This window comes from Marseilla massiliensis (assembly GCF_023336985.1).
GTDB classification, from domain to species: domain Bacteria; phylum Bacteroidota; class Bacteroidia; order Bacteroidales; family Bacteroidaceae; genus Prevotella; species Prevotella intestinigallinarum.
The window spans coordinates 57,498-77,591 of sequence record NZ_JAMBLP010000004.1 but is presented as its reverse complement, the minus strand read 5'-3'; the positions used below and the strand labels follow the sequence as shown (position 1 = coordinate 77,591).

Annotated in this window: 13 protein-coding genes; 3 read left to right on the top strand and 10 right to left on the bottom strand. The window is 58.4% G+C overall.

Annotated elements, in window-relative coordinates:
• Positions 1-32: 32 nt before the first annotated feature.
• Positions 33-767 carry an energy transducer TonB gene (locus tag M3089_RS04430; RefSeq protein ID WP_249081949.1) on the bottom strand — a complete coding sequence of 245 codons (735 nt, stop codon included), beginning with the start codon at positions 765-767 and terminating at the stop codon, positions 33-35.
• 122 nt (positions 768-889) lie between these two features.
• Between M3089_RS04430 and porQ the strand changes: the two genes are divergently transcribed.
• Together porQ and cmk are read left to right on the top strand one after the other, a co-directional pair.
• Positions 890-1,834, top strand: a complete 945-nt coding sequence (gene porQ / locus M3089_RS04425; protein ID WP_249081948.1) for a type IX secretion system protein PorQ — start codon at positions 890-892, stop codon at positions 1,832-1,834.
• A gap of 3 nt (positions 1,835-1,837) precedes the next feature.
• Positions 1,838-2,539: a (d)CMP kinase gene (gene cmk / locus M3089_RS04420; RefSeq protein ID WP_249081947.1), complete on the top strand. Its 702-nt coding sequence runs from the start codon at positions 1,838-1,840 to the stop codon at positions 2,537-2,539.
• 164 nt (positions 2,540-2,703) lie between these two features.
• Here cmk and bglX read toward each other — a convergent pair whose 3' ends face one another.
• From bglX to M3089_RS04390, 6 genes are all read right to left on the bottom strand, one after another.
• Positions 2,704-4,965 (bottom strand): beta-glucosidase BglX, encoded by a 2,262-nt coding sequence (gene bglX / locus M3089_RS04415; RefSeq protein ID WP_249081946.1) that lies wholly within the window; start codon positions 4,963-4,965, stop codon positions 2,704-2,706.
• Positions 4,962-5,849: a 4-hydroxy-3-methylbut-2-enyl diphosphate reductase gene (locus M3089_RS04410; protein ID WP_249081944.1), complete on the bottom strand. Its 888-nt coding sequence runs from the start codon at positions 5,847-5,849 to the stop codon at positions 4,962-4,964. Before M3089_RS04410 ends, bglX begins: the two co-directional genes overlap by 4 nt.
• Before the next feature lie 335 nt (positions 5,850-6,184).
• The gene (meaB, locus tag M3089_RS04405; RefSeq protein WP_249081942.1) at positions 6,185-7,285 is read right to left on the bottom strand and encodes a methylmalonyl Co-A mutase-associated GTPase MeaB; all 1,101 of its coding nucleotides are present in this window, start codon (positions 7,283-7,285) and stop codon (positions 6,185-6,187) included.
• A gap of 3 nt (positions 7,286-7,288) precedes the next feature.
• Positions 7,289-8,350: a DUF1573 domain-containing protein gene (locus tag M3089_RS04400; protein ID WP_249081940.1), complete on the bottom strand. Its 1,062-nt coding sequence runs from the start codon at positions 8,348-8,350 to the stop codon at positions 7,289-7,291.
• A 49-nt stretch (positions 8,351-8,399) separates the two neighbouring features.
• Positions 8,400-13,919: an alpha-2-macroglobulin family protein gene (locus tag M3089_RS04395; protein WP_249081939.1), complete on the bottom strand. Its 5,520-nt coding sequence runs from the start codon at positions 13,917-13,919 to the stop codon at positions 8,400-8,402.
• 751 nt (positions 13,920-14,670) lie between these two features.
• Positions 14,671-15,990, bottom strand: coding sequence for an MATE family efflux transporter (locus tag M3089_RS04390; RefSeq protein ID WP_249081937.1), 1,320 nt, complete (start codon positions 15,988-15,990; stop codon positions 14,671-14,673).
• A gap of 208 nt (positions 15,991-16,198) precedes the next feature.
• Here M3089_RS04390 and bcp point away from each other — a divergent pair, with 208 nt between their 5' ends.
• Positions 16,199-16,654 (top strand): thioredoxin-dependent thiol peroxidase, encoded by a 456-nt coding sequence (bcp, locus tag M3089_RS04385; RefSeq protein WP_249081935.1) that lies wholly within the window; start codon positions 16,199-16,201, stop codon positions 16,652-16,654.
• Between the two features lie 232 nt (positions 16,655-16,886).
• Here the strand turns inward: bcp and M3089_RS04380 are convergent, their stop codons facing one another.
• The 3 genes from M3089_RS04380 to M3089_RS04370 form a co-directional block, all read right to left on the bottom strand.
• A complete protein-coding gene (locus M3089_RS04380; RefSeq protein WP_249081934.1) occupies positions 16,887-17,396 on the bottom strand; it encodes a hypothetical protein in 510 nt (169 codons plus the stop codon).
• A gap of 363 nt (positions 17,397-17,759) precedes the next feature.
• Complete coding sequence (locus M3089_RS04375; protein ID WP_249081933.1) at positions 17,760-18,038, bottom strand: hypothetical protein; 279 nt, start codon at positions 18,036-18,038, stop codon at positions 17,760-17,762.
• Between the two features lie 158 nt (positions 18,039-18,196).
• The gene (locus tag M3089_RS04370) at positions 18,197-19,942 is read right to left on the bottom strand and encodes a hypothetical protein (RefSeq protein WP_249081932.1); all 1,746 of its coding nucleotides are present in this window, start codon (positions 19,940-19,942) and stop codon (positions 18,197-18,199) included.
• Positions 19,943-20,094 lie beyond the last annotated feature (152 nt).

Here is a 20,094-nt window from a genome sequence, read left to right as displayed (position 1 = left end):
AGGCTGCCGCACGGGCCTCGGCGCGCTGCCGCCTACAGCTTGAACACTACCGGGATGCACACCATCGTGCGGCAGGGCCTGTCGTTCTGCATGCCGGCAGTCCATTTCGGCATGGTGTTCATCACCCTCATGGCCTCGCGGTCGAGGTATGGATGGGCCGGCTGCACCACCTTGAGACCGGTGATGGAGCCGTCGCGCTCAACCACGAACTGCACTACCACGCGCCCTTCTATCTTCTGCCGCTCGGCAGCAAGGGGGTAACGCAGGTTGCGCGTGAGCCATTTCATAAACTCGACGGCACCGCCCGGAAACTGGGGCAGGCTCTCTACGACGCGGAAGTCGAGCGGCTTGTCGTCCATAAGTTCCGACGGCGGCGACGTGGGGTCGTCTACGCTGGGCTTCGGCTCGTCGCTTATCGGCACCATGGCGTGGTCTGACTGCACAGCCATGGCTATCTCGGCAAGGGTCTCGCTGTCGCGCATGGCCTTGTCGTTGTCCACCAACCGGGTCTTTGTCGGGGCCTCGTGGTGAACCTCTGTGGGCTGCACCACACGCAGGGTGGTGTGCGGAAGCATCATAGGCACCAACCCGTCGTCTTTCTCGGGCAGGTCGTCGAGCATGTCTTCGTCGGCCTCTTCGGGTGCCGGCCCACTCTCATTATACTCAAAGACAACAAAAAAGACAGCCAAGATAAATATCAGTCCGAGCAGAAACCACGTCATCCTGCCCGACTCTAAATCGGCCGCCTTTGTCTTCTTTATCTCCATCTACAGTATAATATTCGCCGTTGTTTCACGTTATAAAACAGTGGCGCCATCATTTGCAGCTACAAAAATAGCTCAGATATTTGAAAAAAGGCGTAACTTTGCCGACAAAATCGTTTAAAGAAATGAAAAAAGTTGTTTTTGCATTGCTTTGCATTACCATTGCAACAGGAACGCAAGCGCAGGAAAGCCAAACGGATTACAACTTCCTGCGGCTGCCGGTAAGCGCGCACGTGGCTGCCCTCGGTGGCGACAACATAACGATAGTGGAAGACGACCCTACCCTTATTTTCCACAACCCGGCGCTGATTACGGCTGTGACCGACATGTCGATAAACCTCAACTACATGACTTACATGGAGGGAAGCAACACGGCCAGCGCATCGTTTACAAGGGCATGGCGCGAGCGAGGCACATGGGCCGTCACCGCACAGTACATGGACTACGGCAAGATGAGGGAGGTGACGGCCGACAACATCGAGACGGGCACATTCTCGGCAAAGGACATCGTGCTGGGCGGAGCGTTCGCCTACATATTCAACGACAGGCTGGCCGGAGGCGTATCGGGCAAGTTCATCACCTCAAGCATCGCCGGATACAACTCGCTCGCCGTGGGAGTGGACCTCGGAATCAATTACTACGACGAGGACAAGGGGCTGTCGCTGTCGGCCGTGGCACGCAACCTCGGCGGGCAGATCAAGGCATACAACGATGACTTCGAGAAGATACCGTTCGACCTGCAGGCCGGCATCAGCAAGCAACTGGGCAAGGCCCCGCTACGGCTTTCGGCCACCATGACAAGGCTGAACGACTGGCACGGCGATTTCGCGAGCCACTTCGTGGTGGGCGTCGACGTGCTCCTTTCGAGCAGCATCTACGTCGCCGGGGGCTACAACTTCCGCAGAGCGGACGAGATGAGCATCGATGACGCGGAGGGAAGCAGCAGCCACGGGGCAGGGTTCTCGTTCGGGGCAGGCCTCCAACTGGAGCGTTTCAAGCTGAATGTGGCCTACGGCAAGTACCACGTCTCAACCGCGTCACTAAACTTCAACGCCACTTATACACTTTAATTTATGAAGAAGATCACGATAGCCATCGACGGATTTTCGTCTTGCGGAAAGAGTACGATGGCCAAAGACTTGGCCCGCGAGGTGGGTTACGTATACGTAGACACCGGCGCAATGTACCGTGCCGTGACGCTGTATGCGCTCGAAAACAACATGTTCTTGCCCGATGGGGGCATCGACGCCGATGCCCTGAGGCGCAAGATGGGCGACATCGGCATCTCATTCAGGCTGAATGAGGCCACGGGGCGGCCCGACACATACCTCAACGGTGAAAGGGTGGAAGACAAAATCCGCTCGATGGAAGTGTCAGACCATGTTAGCCCGGTGGCCGCCCTGCCCTTTGTGCGGTCGGCCATGGTGGCCCTGCAGCAGGCAATGGGCCGCGACAAGGGAGTGGTAATGGACGGGCGCGACATCGGAACAACCGTATTCCCCGACGCAGAGCTGAAGATTTACGTCACCGCCTCGGCCGAAGTGAGGGCCCAAAGGCGCTTCGACGAGCTGAAATCGAAAGGCATGGACGCCGATTTCGACGACATTCTGCGCAACGTAAAGGAGCGCGACTACATCGATTCGCACCGCGATGTGTCGCCATTGCGCAAGGCCGACGACGCCATAGAGCTTGACAACAGCCACATGACGATAGCCGAGCAGAAACAATGGCTGCTGGAGCGCTTCCGCGAGGCGTGCCAAAAGCAGGCCGATTAAGCAAAAAGCGTAACGCCGGGCCACCCTCACGGCCTGCAGGCATGAGGCAATCCGGCATGAAACATGCACACAGAAGTGGCGGGCGCAATGTCTTTGCGCCCGCCACTATGTTTTTCCTGCCACAACAGATGCTGCCCCGACAGGCTGAAGGCACTGCCCTCCGATCAATAGACGGTGAGCTTGCAACCCTTCACCCGGCGGCTGTCTGGCCCGGTCATTACGGTAAACTCGCCCGCGTCGAGGCCATAGTTGAGCTCGCTGTCGTAGTATTTTAGCATGTCGGGCACGATAGTAAACTCAACCGTACGGGTCTCACCGGCCTTGATGTGCACCCGACTGAACCCCTTGAGTTCCTTCACCGGACGGCTTATCTTTGCCACAAGGTCGCGTATGTACAACTGTACTACCTCGTCGGCATCTCGCTCTCCCGTATTCGTAACGTCGACACTCACCTTCACCGAACCGTCTACGGCCATGCTGTCGGCGCTGAGCCGGGGCTCGGAATACTTAAACGTGGTGTAGCTCAAGCCGTAGCCAAAGGGATATAGCGGGTCGTTGCGCACATCGAGATAGTTGCTCTGGTACTTGCGGTACGACTTTATGCCCTCGGGAACAGGGCGCCCCGTGTTCATGTGATTGTAGTAGAGAGGTATCTGCCCTACCGCCTGCGGCATGGTCATGGTGAGCTTTCCCGACGGGACACGGTCGCCAAAGAGCACGTCGCAGATGGCGTCGGCAGCCTCGGAGCCTCCGAACCACACGTTCATGATGGCCGGCACACGGGCCTGCTCCCATGTCATCACAGTGGGGCGGCCCGAGAAGTTGAGCAGCACCACGGGCTTGCCGAGCTTCAGCAGCTCTGCCAACAGCTCGCGCTGCACGTCGGGCAGCTCGAGGTCTACGCGGCTGGAGCTCTCTCCCGTCATGTCGGAGCACTCGCCCATGGCGCACACTATCACGTCGGCCCCGGCCGCCACACGCAGTGCCTCGGCCTTCATGGCCTCGTCGTCGCCACGAGGTATCGTCCTGCCAAACTCGGCGGCTTTCTGCAATGCGGCATCGCGCGTAAGGTTGCACCCCTGCGCATACAGCACCGTGGCCTTGCCGCCGACAGCCCGCTCGAGCCCTTGGCGCAGCGTGGAGTAGCGCTCCGGGGTGTAGGCCACGCACCACGTACCGCACAGGTTGGCGGCGTTGTCGGCCAGCGGGCCTATCAGCGCTATCTTTCCCTGCTTCTTCAGTGGCAGCAGGCCGCCCTCGTTCTTAAGCAGAACAAACGTCTTGGCAGCCAGCTCGCGTGCCTCGGCGCGGTTCTCGGCCGTATACACATCGGTGGCGTGGCGGCTTTCGTCGCAATACTTGTACGGGTCGGCAAAAAGGCCCAGCTTATACTTGGCCTCAAGCACGCGCCGGCAGGCCCGGTCGATGTCGTCGGTTGAAACGCGCCCATCCTTCAACGACTGCCCCAACGTCTTGTAAAAGCCCTCCGAACACATCTCCATGTCGGTGCCGGCCTTCAGCGCCTGCACCGAGACCGAGGCGAGGTCGCCCACCCCATGGCGCGTCATCTCCATCAGAGACTCATAGTCGGTGACCACAAAACCGTCGAATCCCCACTGCTTCCGCAACACATCGGTGAGCAGCCAGCGGTTGCCCGTGGCCGGAATGCCGTCGACAAGGTTGAACGAAGTCATGAAGCTGCCAGCCCCGGCGTCAACAGCCGCGCGGTAGGGAGGGAAATAACGGTTGTACATTCGCATGCGGCTCATGTCCACGGTGTTGTAGTCCTTGCCCGCCTCGACGGCCCCGTAGAGCGCGAAATGCTTGACGCAAGCCATTATGTCGGCCTTGCCCGAATAGTCGCCCTGATAGCCCCTCACCATGGCCCGGGCTATGCACGAGCCGAGATACGGGTCTTCGCCGCTGCCTTCGGCCACGCGTCCCCAGCGCGCATCCATGCTGATGTCTACCATCGGGCTGTAAGTCCAGTTGATGCCGTCGGCACTTGCCTCCTTGGCGGCTATGCGCGCAGAGCGCTCTATGGCCAGGGTGTCCCAGCTGCACGACATCGCCAGCGGTATGGGGAAGATGGTCTCGTAGCCATGCACCACGTCCATGCCCACGAGCAAAGGTATGCCCAGTCGCGTCTGCTTGACGGCAATGTCCTGCAACTGGCGTATCTTGCCCGCCCCTTTCACATTGAACACACCTCCCATCCGGCCCGCGGCAATGCGTTCCGTGACGGGCGACGACTGCACAGAGCCGGTGGTTATGTCGCCGGCCACCTGCAAAGTGAGCTGCCCAATCTTTTCTTCAATGGTCATTTTCTGCATGAGCGAGCTCACAAACTCGTCCATCTTGCTGTCCTGCGCGGCGCCGGCGAGGGCTGCCGCCGCCATGACGGCTGTCAGTAAAGTCTTCTTCATTGGTCGTTTATGTTAGTAATGGTTTTCATGTCACAGCCTTTGACCAACGCGTCGCGGCACTGCTCCATCAGCCACTTGGGCGTGCTCGTGGCCCCGCAGATGCCCACCGTGTCCACGCCCTGCAGCCATCGCGGGTCGATTTCGCCCGGCCCTTCCACGAGATGGCTGTTGGGGTTAACCCTCAGGCACTCGTTGAAGAGCACCTTGCCGTTGCTGCTCTTATGCCCGCAGACAAACAGTATGAGGTCATGCCGGGCGGCAAATGCGCTCACGTTGGGCATTCGGTTGGCCACCTGCCGGCATATCGTGTCAAAGCTGCGGAACGTTGCCGATGGCGATATGTGCCCCTGGATGTAGTCTATGATGCGATGGAACTCGTCGAGCGACTTTGTTGTCTGCGAATAAAGGTATATGTCGCGGTTGAAGTCGAGCTTCACCACATCGTCGAAAGCCTCTATCACTATGGCCTTGCTCTCTGTCTGCCCCACCAGCCCAAGCACCTCGGCGTGGCCGTTCTTGCCGAATATCACAATCTGCGCGTCGGGGTTGGCGTCAAACTGCCGCTTTATCCTGCGCTGCAGCTGCAGCACCACAGGGCATGTGGCGTCTATTATCTCGATGTTGTTGCGCCGCGCCAGCTCGTAGGTCTCGGGCGGTTCGCCGTGGGCGCGCAGCAATACCTTGGCGTTGCGCAGCCTGCGCAGGTCTTCGTGATTGATGGTCACGAGGCCCATCCGGCGCAACCGCTCGCACTCCATGCCGTTGTGTACTATGTCGCCGAGGCAATAGAGCGTCTTGCCACCGGCCAGTTCTTCCTCGGCTTTCTTTATGGCAGTGGTCACGCCGAAGCAAAATCCGCTGCCATTGTCTATTTCTATCTGCACTTGTCTTATGTTGTTTTGGTTGTAAAACAATGTGTGCCGCACAGGCTAAGCCATGCCCGTGACTCGGCACATGTGTAAAGTTTGCTTACCGTCGTGGGCAAGGCGCGCAACCACCTCAGTGCCAACGCTTTGCGATACGGCACATTTTACGTTGCAAAACGGGCCGTCCGGCACCGCCAAACATGCCGTCCGGCAGGGCAGAACGGGCCGTTTCGGCCGTCAGCATGGCCCTTGTGGGCGCACATGAATGGCATGGTAAAGTTTTTTCGCCACCCGGGGCACAATGCTACATCCCCCAGCCGCCATGCCTCAACGGCAGGAGACAGGGGGATGTGTCATTTCTTCATCTCGGCAAAATAGGCATCGAGAAGCTCGCCTGCGGCCGCGAAGCTGGTCTTGCCTCCGGCCAGCACCATCCTCTCGGCGTCGGCCAGCCGCTGCTGTATGAGCCTGCTGTTGTAGAAACTGCTGCGCAGGTGCTCGTTGATAGTCTCGTACATCCAGTACTTGCTCTGCTCGTTGCGGCGATGGTCGAAGTATCCATTGGCCTTGACAAAGTCGACATAGCGGTACACCATGTCCCATATCTCCTTTATGCCCGTGCCATAGAAGCCGCTGTAACACATCACCTGCGGCGTCCATCCGCTCTCGGGCTTGGGGAAGAAATGCAGCGCGTTGCGGAAGTTACGGGCGGCGAGGTGGCACTTGTCCACGTTTTCGCCATCGCATTTGTTGATGACTATGCCGTCGCTTATCTCCATTATGCCGCGCTTTATGCCCTGAAGCTCATCGCCGGTGCCGGCAAGCTGTATGAGCAGGAAGAAGTCGACCATCGAGTGGCAGGCCGTTTCGCTCTGCCCCACTCCCACCGTCTCGACAAAGATCTTGTCGAATCCGGCCGACTCGCACAGTATGATGGTCTCCCGAGTCTTGCGGGCCACCCCGCCGAGCGAGCCTGCCGTGGGGCTGGGGCGTATGAACGAGTCGGGGTGCTGGGCCAGTTTTTCCATGCGGGTCTTGTCGCCGAGTATGCTGCCCTTCGACCGTTCGGAACTCGGGTCGATGGCCAACACGGCCAGCTTGCCGCCATGTTCGCCAAGCACATGGACGCCAAACTGGTCTATCGACGTAGACTTGCCTGCTCCGGGCACTCCGCTTATGCCCACCCTCACAGACCTGCCGCTGTATGGCAGGCACTTGTCTATCACCTCCTGGGCCTTGCCCACGTGGTCGGGGTTGACGCTCTCGACGAGCGTCACCGCCTGGCTCAGCACGGTGACATCGCCTTTCAGTATGCCTTCAACCATCTCGCTCACCGACAGTTCGCGGTGCCTGCGGCGGAAGCGCTTGAGGTATGGGTTCACTATAGAAGGCTGCTCTACACCGCTGTTGACGGTCAGCCCCTTGTATTCTGCATTGTTTTCGGGGTGTTGCATAGCTCACTTGGTTTTAATTTTCACTACTACCTTCGGCCTGTCGGGGTCGTTGGTTATCATAAGTATGCGCGGCCGCGAATGCACTTTCGACAGTTCATCGCGGTAGGCCGTCACCTTCAGTTCTGTCGACTCGCCCGCGTCGAGCTCCCGCTTGCCCAACGTGACGCGCAGGCCTGCGGTGAACATCTGCAGCGAACCTATCTTCAACGTCGAGCGGCCGGCGTTGGTTATCTTTATCTCGCCCTTCTTCCGGCTCTTGCCTTCGAAGTCGAACACTATCGAGTCGGCCGACATTTCCATCTTGGGCGCAAACTTCTTCACCTCGGCGGTCATGCCGTCGAAGCCCGGCAGCAACACCGACGACACGGTGATTTCCTTTTCCGGGCTCACTTCCTCGCCGGGCATGTTGGCCAGGTAGACCGATGTCTGCGTAAGGCCGTAGTCGCGCAGCTTCTCCGAATTGAGCGACACGCTGATGCGGCCGGCGTGGCCGGGGCGCAACTTCTCGGGTGTTACGGCGGCCGAGAGGTAAGACGGCAGGTGCATTATGTTTGGCTGGAGCGTCTTCGTCCCCGTGTTGCGTATGTAAATCTCAAGCTCCGGCGTGTCGCCCTTGTTCACGTCGTCAAACTCCAACACGTTTTTGTCGGCCCTGAGGTCGCCGAACTCATAGGGGTAGCTGCCCGTGTAGTCTTCTACCTCGGCAAGCACCACTCCCCTCATCGTGAGGTATACGGGTTTCTTTGAGCCGTTGCTGTAGATGGCGGCCGTCTTTTCAAAGTGGCCAAGCTGGCGGGCGTCGTATGTAAGGCGAACCTTGAAGCGGTCGCCTCCGCCCACCTCGCCCTTGGGATAGTCTACGCCTATGCATCCGCAACTCACCCTTACGTCGTTAATCTTCAACTTGCGTGCGCCCTTGTTGCGCAGCTCGAACACTGCGGTAACGGGGGCGTCGTAAGCCACGCTGCCGCAGTCGACAGTCTCTTTCTCTACGGTCAGGCGCTGGGCTCCGGCCTGCAATGAGGCCATGGCCACCAGCGCTGCCAGCAATATTCTCTTGTCCATATTTTATTTTGAAGCATCTGCCGCCCTGGTCGCGGCAGAATCGTAATGTTCATTCTTTCACTTCTATTGCCACCGACGGCGCCGTGGCGCGGTACTCGGGGGCATAGGCACAGCCGGCGGTGCACGTTCCGGTCTCGTAACGGCCCGCGCGGTCAATGTAATACTCGGTCTCCACCACGTGCGTGCCCTTGCTCATGCGGTCAAAGTAATAGTTGGTAGCATTGTCCTTCGGCGAGCAGTATGCGCCGTTGCGGTAGCCGCTGAGCTGTCCCACGGGCTCCATGCAGGCTGCGCGGCGGTCGGCCACGTGCACAAAGTCGAGGTCGCGGTCGGCCCGGATGGTTATGCGCACCCTGACGCGGCTGCCCACATGCAGCCCGGCAGAGTCGGCCACAATCTCGCGCTTCACGCTTATGCCCGAGGCAGACGGTGCCACCTTGGATGCGTCTTGCATGAACTGGGCGTAGACTGCGCCCCACGACGTGCCGCCAGACGTCTTTGTTGCGGTAAACGTCGTGCCCTTGGGGTTGTGCAAGGCCGTCTTCACATAGCCCAGGCCGGCCGTGGCCTGAGGCGCGTCGATGGCCTTGCCGTCGATGGCGAGGGCCGTGCGCCCGCCCGATTCGAGCAGCTCAGTGCCCCCGGCGAGGAACGCGTAGATGGCGTTGACGCTGTTGATGGGCGTATCCCAAGCCTGTGTGCGCTTCTGGCCCAGCAGCCAGCGGCGCATCTGGTCGAGCGTTGCGCTGTCTTGCGGGGTTATGGCGGCTATGGCTTCCATGGCCGCCACCTGTGTCGGTATGCGGTAGTCGCGCCACGAATAGGCCGCGCGCGGTGTGTCGTAATAGCGTCCGGCCTCTTCGGTAAACACGGTGTATTCCTTCAGGCTCTGCACATACTCACGGCCGAGGCGGCTGTCGCCCCGCTTTGCAAGCACGATGGCGGTGAGAGCTTTGTCGTATATCGACTGCCCTTTTGCCTCTTTCCGGAGCAGGGCCACGAGGTAATCGGCGGCGGCCGAGGCCGAAGCGGAGTGCTTGCGGCCGTCGACGGCGCAGAGATATAGGTAGCGCAGAGCCTCGCCACCGGGGAAAGCCTGTGGCCGTCCAGCGCGTTCGGCGCGCTTCATGTCGGCCACCTGCTCAACAAAACGCTTGTCCATGTAGCCGAAAGCCTTGTTGAGCATCGCGGCAGACAGCTCCTGCCGGCCTGCCATATTGTCGAGGCGGACGAGCATCTCGGCCACCTCGACGGTCATGCTCAGGCTGCCGGGCATGTCGGGCCACCAGCTCCACGACCCGTCGGGGTTCTGCAGGGCACGCAACTTGCCCGCCGCGGCATCCATGCGGCTCTGCATCAGCGACTCGTCGAAGAAGTCGGCGAGGCGTTGTTTCTGCTCCGTCTCGCGGTCGGCATCGGCCACCCAGGGTGTCTCGCTCATCACAATGTCCTTCAGTTCGGCGTTTTTCGCAAGGCTGCTTGCCAGCGACTGCGCCCCCGCGGGCTCCATTCGCCAGCTGTCGAAGACGGTCTTGACGCGCGGCGAGCGCAGTGCCATGCTGCGGCCGAGGGCGTTGGCATAGAAGGCGGCGGCCTGGTCGACGGCGTTGTCGTCGCGCGGCGTGCCCACATACGGCAATGCCTGCACCATCAGCCATGCCGGATTGTTGGTATATTCTATTGTCAGCTTGCGGTCGGAGGCGCCTTTCCTGAACATGGTATCAATGCGCACGGCCATGGTGCCGGCCCCGTGCTGGGTGAACGGCACCGTGACGGTGACGCGCTCGCGGTCGGGCAACACCGGCAGATAGTGCTGCTCGCCATCGCTGAAGCCATTGCCGGATGCCGTTATGCGGCATACGAGCAGCGGCTGCGCGCCGTCGGGGCTGCAGTCGAAGGCCACAGCTGCCGTCGCCCCGGCCTCAACGGCAAAGCTCTGCGTGCGGCTCAGCACCACGGCCTCGGTCTCGGGGTCTATCAGTTCCATGCGCGCCGTTCCGCCAACGCCCCTTTCCGACGTGTTGATAACGCGCGCGGTGATGCGTGCCTTGTCGCCCACGCGGACAAAGCGCGGCACGTTGGGCTGCACCATCACGTCTTTACGGGCCACGGCCTCGCCACCGATGGTGCCCGTGAGCATGTCTTTTGTGTGGGCCACACCGATGAAACGCCATGTTGTGAGGCTCTCGGGCAGCGTGAACTTCAGTGTCACCCCGCCCTCGGCGTCGGCCTCGAGGGCCGGATAGAAGAACGCGGTCTCGTTGAGATTCTCGCGCACCTGTACCCCGGCCGCTCTCCCGCCGCCACCGGCCGGGGCGCCTGAGGCCGCCTCCGGGGCCGGAACGGCACCTGTCAGAGCCACGCTCTGCTCGGCTTCGACAGCCATGTCGGCGGCCGCCTCGGCAGAGTTGAGCGCGGCCTTGGCCATGGCCATCGGGGCGCGCTTTACCGAACGGGTGCCCCTGATCATTATGTTTGAATAACCGTAAAGCATGGGAAGAGAAACGGGGAACACCGAACTGTCGAATGAGCTCACCGCGAGTTCGCGGAAAGCAAACGGTTTCCACGACTGCTCGGCACTTTGATAAATGCCAATACTCGGCCTGGACAACCATCCGGCATAGGGCAGCGACAGCCACTCACTGACGTCGAGCGACCACGAATGGGGCACCACCTGGTCGAGCGACATGTCGTAGAGCGTGGCCATGAGCTGAGCCTTGGCCGGCGTTCCGTCGGGGTTGGTTATGCTGAGCCGCCACTCTTCCTTCTGGCCGGGGGTCAGGCGGTCGCGGAACGTTGTCCATGCCATGCGGAGCCTGCGGTCGGGCACCGGCCTGGCGATGGTGGCACTGTATTTGTGGCACTGCCCGTTTTTCACCCAGGCGTATGTCAGCAACAGGCCGTCGCCATACTCTTCCTTATACACAAACTTGCGGTTTACCAGCCTGTTGGTCACGTCTGCCGCCCCGCTCTCGATGATGCGGTCGCCCGACGCCAGGCAGTAGACTATATGCACGGTGCTGTCTGACGAGCCCACCTGCACCGTCACAGGCCGCCCGTCGGCCGGGAACTCAGTGGCGGATGCATAAAACCAGCTGCGGCTGTTGATGCACGGCACCGTGTCGTTGAGCGAGAAGGCCACAAACTCGGTATCGATGGTGTCGGTCTCGCACACTGCAAAGAGCCTGTGGCGCCCCGAAGCAAGCCGCCGCCCCACTGGCAAGGGGGCCGAGGTCTTGCCCGACAGCCACTCGCCGCCACCGTCGATGCGGAAGCGCACGTCGGCGCTGATGGGCTCGCCGGCGGCATTGCGCAGCGTGAACACCACGGTCTTGAAACTGTCGGCCACCACCTTTTCGGGCAGGTCGCAGCTGAAGGCCGTCGGCTTGGTGCCTATTGGCACGCTCACTTCGCCCGTGCGGGTCTCGCCGCCCACGTCGGTCACGTCGGCCGTTGCCACGATGTTGTAGAACATGCTTATGCCCTTGGGCATCTCGGGCAGCACCATCGGCATGGTCACGGCAAACGAACCGTCGGCACCGGTTACCGCATTGCCGCTCCACAGCTCCGTGTCGTCCATGCCGGGCAGAGCCTTCGACGATGCCGAAAAGCCCGGCGCGGGCCGCCACCAGAGCGACCGGCGGCGCCTAACGGTATATTTCACCTGTGCGCCCTGCACCGGAACGCCGGCAAAGCTCAGGGCCTTGGCCCTCACCACGAGCGTGTCGCCCGCGGCATACTTCTCGTTTATCTTCGGGAACTCAACCTTGAAGGTGGGTCGTTTATACTCTTCAACACGTATGCGTGCCGACGAGTTGTTCACGAAAACGGTAAAACTGCCGTTGAGAGTGCCCACGGGCAGCACGAAGTCGGCGGCGCAAGTGCCATAGCCATCGGTCACAATCTCTTTCTCAGACACCACCTTGAAGTTGGCGTCGCGCAGCAAAGCCTTCACCCGCCGGCCTGCCTTGGCCTTGGCGTCGGTGCCGCCTGCCGACTCATACACCACAGCCGAGGCGTGCACCGTCTGCCCCGGGCGATAGACGCTGCGGTCGGTGAACACGCGCGTTTGCTCAGACTGGCCGTCGCGTGAGCTGTAAGAGAACACGTTGTAAGCCCACGCATTGGGGCTGTACCTGTCGGTGTCGGTAAACGCGCGGGCCATGGCTGGCTGTCTCTTTCCGTATGCATATACTGTTTCGCCGTCGGCGTTGCATGTCAGCGTGGCTGCCACGGGCTTGCCGCCATAGCGGCCCTCGGTCTCCAGCCTAACGCGTGCCCCGGGCAACGGCTGCCCCGTGGTGGCGCTCACGGCCACATAGCGCGTGCGGTTGCCGGGCAGGCCGTGGCTCAGCAAGTAAACGTCGGTGACGTAATACAGCCATCTCACGGTCTCGGTTGCGGGCGATGTGCGCACCTCAATCATGTAGACACCGACCGGCAGGCCCGGCACCACCATCGAGTCTTCAAAGAACTGATAGTCGGGATGGCTTATGTATCGGTGCTCTTGCGCCTTGTCCTTGAGCTCTTGCAGCCCGGCGCGCATTTTCTTGTAGTCGTCTTCGTTGGCGGGATTCAGGTCGGTGCCGCCCTGCAGGGCCGTGCGGTAGACGGCCATCTGCACCGAACCGACGTTGCGCAGGCCGCTCAGCGCCATGGTCTGCGCCTTGCCCGGCTCAACCACCGAGCTCGCCATCTGCACAGTGAAGCACGGCGCGGTGAGCTCGCGCTCGGCGTTGCGCAACTGGCCGGCGTTCTGCCAGCCGCCCCATTTGTCGAGAGCGTAGTGTATGTAGCTTATCTTCTGCTCTGCCGTCACGCCCGGGCAGTCCTCCATGTAGCGGTATCTCTCGATGGCGGCCTCGCAGGCCACGTCGAGGTCGGAGTAGACATGGGTGAGCGAGTCGAGCCAGTTGATGTATTCAGACTTGTTGACGCACACCTCGGCCTGCCCCTTGTGCTGCCTTATCATGCCCAGCGCGGCGAGGCATGCGGCCTGCCTGTTGCCGGCGGCATGGTAGTGGTTGTAGAGCGCGCCGAAGTCGCCCACCTCGTATCCTACCACGCTCAGCATGTCGTCGCCGAATATCTTGCCGTTATATCCCTCTGTCACCATAGGGCTGAAAGCGTCGGCCTTGGTGCGCGCCAGGGCCCCCACGTCGGCCATGGCCATGGCCTTGTACCTGCCGGCCAGCACGGAGGCCGAGTCGTCGACATCCGGGTTTGCGGTGTATATGCGGTATAGCACGGCGGCGCAAACGGCCTTCAGCACCGGGTCGTCGGCCCCGTGGCATTGGGCAGCCAGCCTGTCGACGGCCGGGCGCAGCGAGTCGGGGGCCACCTCGGCCGCAACCCGGGCCTTCAGCAGCCCGGCCTTGAGCAACTGGCCGTATGCCTTTTCGGCGCGGGCCTTGGCCTCTATCTTTTCCAAAATGCCTATTCTTGTCTTTGGCAAATCCTTGTCGGCTGCCTCGTCGGCCTGCTTCCACAGCGCCGAATAGCTCTGCCCGAACATCGACACGGGCAGCAATGCCAACGCAACGACTATGCTTAATGCTAACTTCTTCATGACCTGCTGTTTTGAGTGGCCCATGTTGCGCCTCGTGGCTGGGTGTCCCCCTGTTCGGGGCCGGTTTACTTGGCGCGGTGCCTGTATTGTTTTAAATGACGATAAGTGCGGGAGTGCAAGTGAATGCGGCCTCCCGGATGGTGTTTATCTTGTTTTTCAGACTCTGCAAGCGAGCGGAATGCAAGCTTGCTTGCACATTCCCGAGCGCAGATTATCTTATGCAAAGATACTGAAATAAACCATACGAACCTAATAAATCATGCGTTTTTTGTTGCCGGGGCAGCGCGCCGGCACGCCCCGACAGCCGCCCCTGGCCGCCCACCATGACGGGCCGGGAGGTAAAAAGTATTGAAAAACGGTTTTGACGAAACAGGAATTGCAATACGCACGGATGCCTCGTGACGGGCCGAACGGTGGCCGGAAATCTGCGATATGTGCCGTACGGCATTGTAAAACGGCCCGTTTTGCCAGACGGGAAAGGCCGTTTTGGCACGCAACGGCGGCCGCCCGGCAAGCCATTTTCTCACCAAACATCACCGAAAAGCCCCGCTGGCAGGCCCCCACACAGCCCACGATGCCGCGGCAGGCGCGCCACGGCGCACGTAAACACCTGGCATAGTGGCGATTAGCCAAACCCATCAAAAACCGCCATATTTGCCGCCACAGCCCCTGACGCCGTGGCGGAGGCAACATCGGGCAAGATAATCCTGCGACTGCGGCGGCCCAAACGGCTGCCCAAGGCGGCGCCGGCTCAGAAGTCGAGGCGCAGCCAACGCTTGAAGAAAGCGTAGACGGCGGTCTGCGTGAGGCCGCGCATAAACAGATAGACAATCATGGCCAGCCACAGAGCATGGTTGCCCATGGCACTGTGAAAGGCCATGTAGACGCCGAAAAACGACGCCGCAGCCACGGCAAGCGACACGAGCATGGCCCTCGTGGCGGTGATGCCGACAAACACGCCGTCCCATACGAAGGCGGCAACACCGGCAGCCGGTATGGCCACGGCCCAAGGGAAATAGGCCGCCGACGCGGCTATGACGTCGCCGTCAGACGTGAGCAGGCGCAGAAAAGGGGTGCCGCCGATGGCATAGACGGCCGTGAACAGCACCACCATGGCCCCACCCCACACAAACAGGCGGCGCAGCGTATCGCTGAACGCGGCCCTGTTGCGCGCCCCGTAATATCGTCCGCAAACGGCCTCGCCGGCATAGGCAAAGCCGTCCATCACATAAGAGAACAGCAGGTAGAGCTGCAACAGCAACGTGTTGACGGCCAGCACAACGGCTCCCTGCCTGGCCCCGGCCGAGGTGAAATACAGGTTTACGGCCACAAGGCAGAGCGTGCGGAGGAATATGTCGCGGTTGACGGTGAAGAAGCGGCCCATGGCGCGGCGGTCGGGAACGGCGCCGAGGCGGAAGTGGCGGCGCAACCTGCCATAGTGGCGGGCCAGCAGGCACAGCGCCACGATGAAGCCGGCATACTGGGCAATGACCGTGCCCGCGGCCACACCCTCAAGTTTCAGGCCGCCCCAAACCACGAGCGTGAGGCTCGCAGCTATGTTTACCACGTTCTGCATGATGGATATGAACATGGGCGCGCGGGTGTTCTGCATGCCGATGAACCACCCGATGAGCCCGTAGAGACCGAGCATGGCGGGGGCGCCCCACACGCATATATGGAAATAACGGGCCGCCAGAGGGGCCACGTCGGGCGTGGGCTTTATCAGGGCGAGCATAGCCGCAAGCAAAGGGCCGCGCAAGAGCAGCAGCACAAGGGCCACGCCAAAGGCTACCGCGAGCGAGCGGGCCAGCAGGAGCGTCACCTCCGGCAGGTCGCGACGGCCCAGGGCCTGCGACGTCATGCCGCTGGTGCCCATGCGCAAGAATCCGAATATCCAGTAGACAAGGTTGAAAATCATAGACCCCACGGCAATGGCGCCGATATAGACGGCATTGCCCACGTGGCCCATGATGGCCACATCGACCAGCCCGAGCAGCGGCACGGTGATGTTGGACACTATCGAAGGCAGGGCTATCGATAGTATCTGCCTGTCGCGTTGTTGAAGTTTCATGGTGCAAAGTTACGCTTTTTAGGTCACAATGGCAAAAAAAGCGGGCACCGGCTTGCCCGTAAGCCGGGAATGGTGTATATTTGCAAGTGCATCGGCGGGCACGGCATTGACAACCGGCCACTACGGAGCCGCCAACGCAAGGAGGCCCTGGCGGCACGCCAAGCTGCCGCCGGCGATGCCGGGAATAAACTTAACAACATCAAGAAACATGGAAATAGGAGACAAGGCGCCCGAGATACTGGGGCGCAACGAAAACGGACAAGAGGTGAGGCTGAGCGACTACGCCGGCCGCAAACTGGTGATATACTTCTACCCAAAGGACATGACGTCGGGCTGCACGAGCGAGGCTTGCAACCTGAGAGACAACTATGCGGAGCTGCGCAAGCAAGGATATGAGGTGGTGGGAGTGAGCGTCGACGACGAGAAGTCGCACCAGAAGTTCATCGCCAAGAACGAACTGCCGTTCTCGCTCATAGCCGACACCGACAAGAAACTGGTAGAGGAGTTTGGCGTATGGGGCGAAAAGAGCATGTACGGCCGCAAGTATTTCGGCACGTTCCGCACCACGTTCATCATTGGCGAAGACGGCACGGTGGAACGAATCATAGGCCCCAAGCAGATAAAGGTGAAAGACCACGCCGCCCAGATTATGGCCGAACAATGACTGCAAGCAGCCTGCGGCCTGCCACCGGCTACGGCCAAGGGGCGGCCGCAGGCCCGCACAACAAAAGCGAGGCGCAAACTGCAACAGGCAATGGCAGCCAAACCATTGCGCAGCAGTTTGCGCCCCGCTTTTCTTCATCACGCCCGGAGGGCACCGGCAACCACATGCCGCCAAGGCACTATGCCCCGGCCCACACGGCCGCAAGACTGCCGCCGCTCAGGCAACAGGCACGTCAGAACGAAAAAGACGCCCCGAACATGACGTAGAAACGGAGCTTGTTGCCCGAGAAATCGTTGCGCGAATCATAATAGCGGGCACCAAGGCCTAAGCCAATCTTCCACGAACCGACTTTGCGGTCTAACCTTACAAGACCGTCATAATAGGTGTATTTCCATCCGTTGCCTTTCAACGAAGCGCCTCCCGAGGCCGAAAGCGAAAGCACATTGCTGTCAAACTTAAGCACATTGAAGTTGGTGTAAAGGCCTGCCGTGGCGTTCTTGTCGGCCAGGGTAATGCCGTCTGTCTTGAACATCGACACGGAACTCTCAAGCCTCAAGCCTGCCGAGAACCAGTCGGTGAAGCCATAACCAAACTGTGCGCCGGTAGCAACTAACGACAAATCATCGTCGTAAAACGACATGCGGGTGTCGACACCGCCTTCCAACTTGCCCTTTTGGGCATACGCAACACTACTCAAGGCCAACAGCAATGAGGCCAACAGAATGACTTTTTTAATTCTCATAACCTGTCATTTTTATTGATTAAACATAAGACTCTTGCACAATGTGCTCGCCAAATATACTCAATATCTCTATCAAAGAGGTTTCAATCTATCGCCATTTTAGCCCTTATTCGGTAAAAAGAGCTCTTTTACAGCGCAACGAACTACTAATTGTCACTTGCATCGAGTGCTTCGGCGAGACAGAACCATCATTGAATATGATATCGAAAACACTTGTTCATAATTACAAAAACTAAATAGTTAAACTAAAATGTATGATTAAATAAGTTGCCGAACTTTAGAAGTTTCTCTTGTCAATCTTCCTCGAAGACGCCCCAATATACCTCCTTACCGCAGTAAATCTCAATACTCCGTTTGTCAGAATCAGGCACATACAAGACCTGTGGCTGTTTTTTTTATATCCAAGATACCATCATATAACACTTGCCCGAATTTGTTTTTTACGACAATACGCGCAGAATTATAAGTTGTGTCCGCCTTGATTACCAACAGCTCACAATCATAATCCACCTCAGGGGCCTCGCTATGAGGACCGCCTGGAAATTGTTTAATTCTACCAGATTGCATTTCTATGCTCTCAGCATTTAAGTTAATGACAGAACTAACAGCAATAACAAATGCAAAAAATGTCTTTTGTCTCATGTCAATCCAAATCTATTGATTAATAATTTTCAACGCTGCAAAATTACGATATGGCATGCGTAAATCACAAAAAAGCGATTGAATTAAAATTGAATTCACACTTTCAATTTTAATTCAATCGCATTTTCAGCCAACGAACCAGCCTGCTACACAGTCAATTACAATGAAGTTACAAACTCCTCAAAAGTCGTTTTATCATGGTCATCGCCCAAAAACCGCTCCTGCAATTTTCTTTTTGCCTTAGAAACTGCGCCATCTGTGCGCCCCAACAAGATGGCCATATCCTTTCCAGCAAGCCCACCGATACGTATCAAAAGACAAAGCCTGTAATCCTGCTCGCTTATTTCACTTATACAATATAATCCATTCCTAAAGTTAGGAATAAGCTCATTGATGAATGTGTCTATCTCCATCCAGTCACTTTTCGACAAAACACGCCCGTCCTTTGCAGCCGCATGAACCATAGAATAGACACTCGACGTGACCAAACGCTCTTTTATTGTATCACAAATTGTCCGCTTTTGGTGAGCCATAGACACAAGCATCTCCAACTTTTCCTTCTGTTGCATCAACAACTTTGACTGCCCGGCATTGCGATCCTTGGTTTCCTCGAGTTCAAGTGCAAGCTTGTATATCTGTTCCTCTTTTTGTTTTATATTTGCTTCGCTTATCTCCTGCATTTCTTTCTGAAGAGAAATCCATCGTAGTTCGCGTTCCCTGCTATTACGACGCGACACCTTTAAATGCCTGACATAAAGCAAAACAACTCCCATTACAGCAAGACCGAGAGTCCATAAGGCCGCAAATGTCTTGAGTTTTCCGGCTTTTAACTCAGCATTCTCTATCTTATATATATTATAATTATAGCTTGCGTTCATACGAGACACGACCTCTTTGGCCGTCAGTCTATCCAAAGAGTCTGAATATTCAGAGAACAACGTTACATATTTTGACACTTTCTCAATTGCACCTTGCCGTAGATAATACTGTATTAGCAAGCGACATGCAGTCTGCTTAGACAATACAGTGCCATCATCCAACATCATTTTACAATATGAATAGCCTTCATCATAACGCCCGGTGTTCATACATACAATGGCCTTCATACCGTAAAATGGTATCCTATCGAACTCCTTAATATAAGGACTGTATTTAGCCAAACAACTGTCAGCCTGCCCATACATTCCCGACTTGACATAATAAGAAGCCATTGAAGCAACCATACGTTTATATAATACACTGTCACGCGAATCCTTGGCACACAATATGGCTAACCGATGATAATGCAAGGCACTGTCACACACCCCGCCATCTTCATAAGTATATGCCAGTTTCTCGTAGCAGTAAGCCATCATGGCCGTATCCTTGCGCAGCCGTTCAAGCCTGAGCGACTCTTTGAAATAATTCACAGCGGGCGCATACACCCCTTGTTCAAACAGCAGGAAGCCGGTCTGGAAGTTGAGAATGCTCCTCAGTTTCAGGTCGGTGGTGTCTGCCATGGCGTCCATGCCCTGCTGAAACAAGTCGATGGCCATTGGCGCGTTGCCAATGTCGCGCACCACGCAGCCCGCATAATAATAGGCTTGGGGCAGCAGATGGTGGTCGCCACGTCGCCGGTAGTGGTCGAGCACGGCAAAGGCCTCGGCGCTGTCGGCGCGTGAAAACGCCTCGTAAGCCTTGCCGCGCACCTTAAGCCGCAGCAGCCTGTAGTACCACAGCGCGTCGTCGTCCATGGCCTTCAGCCCACGTTCAACACTGCCAAGCACCACCATAGCGCTGTCGGGGCTCACTTCGCTGAGACTGTCGGCTGCCACAAGCCCGGGCGGATAGCCGGGCCTGCCACAAGAAAACAGGGCGGCAGCCAATATAAAAAATGCGCAAACCAAATGCTTCATCTGCTTCACAAAAGTTTTATCCCATGCTTGCTACGTGACTTAGGGGGCGTGGCTACAGGGCACAACGATTTAGGCGAACATGCACGAAAGGCACAAACACAAAGGCGGGAGAACGCCCGGTGAACTCCGGGCGCGGCCTACCGAAATGCAAAGATAAGCAA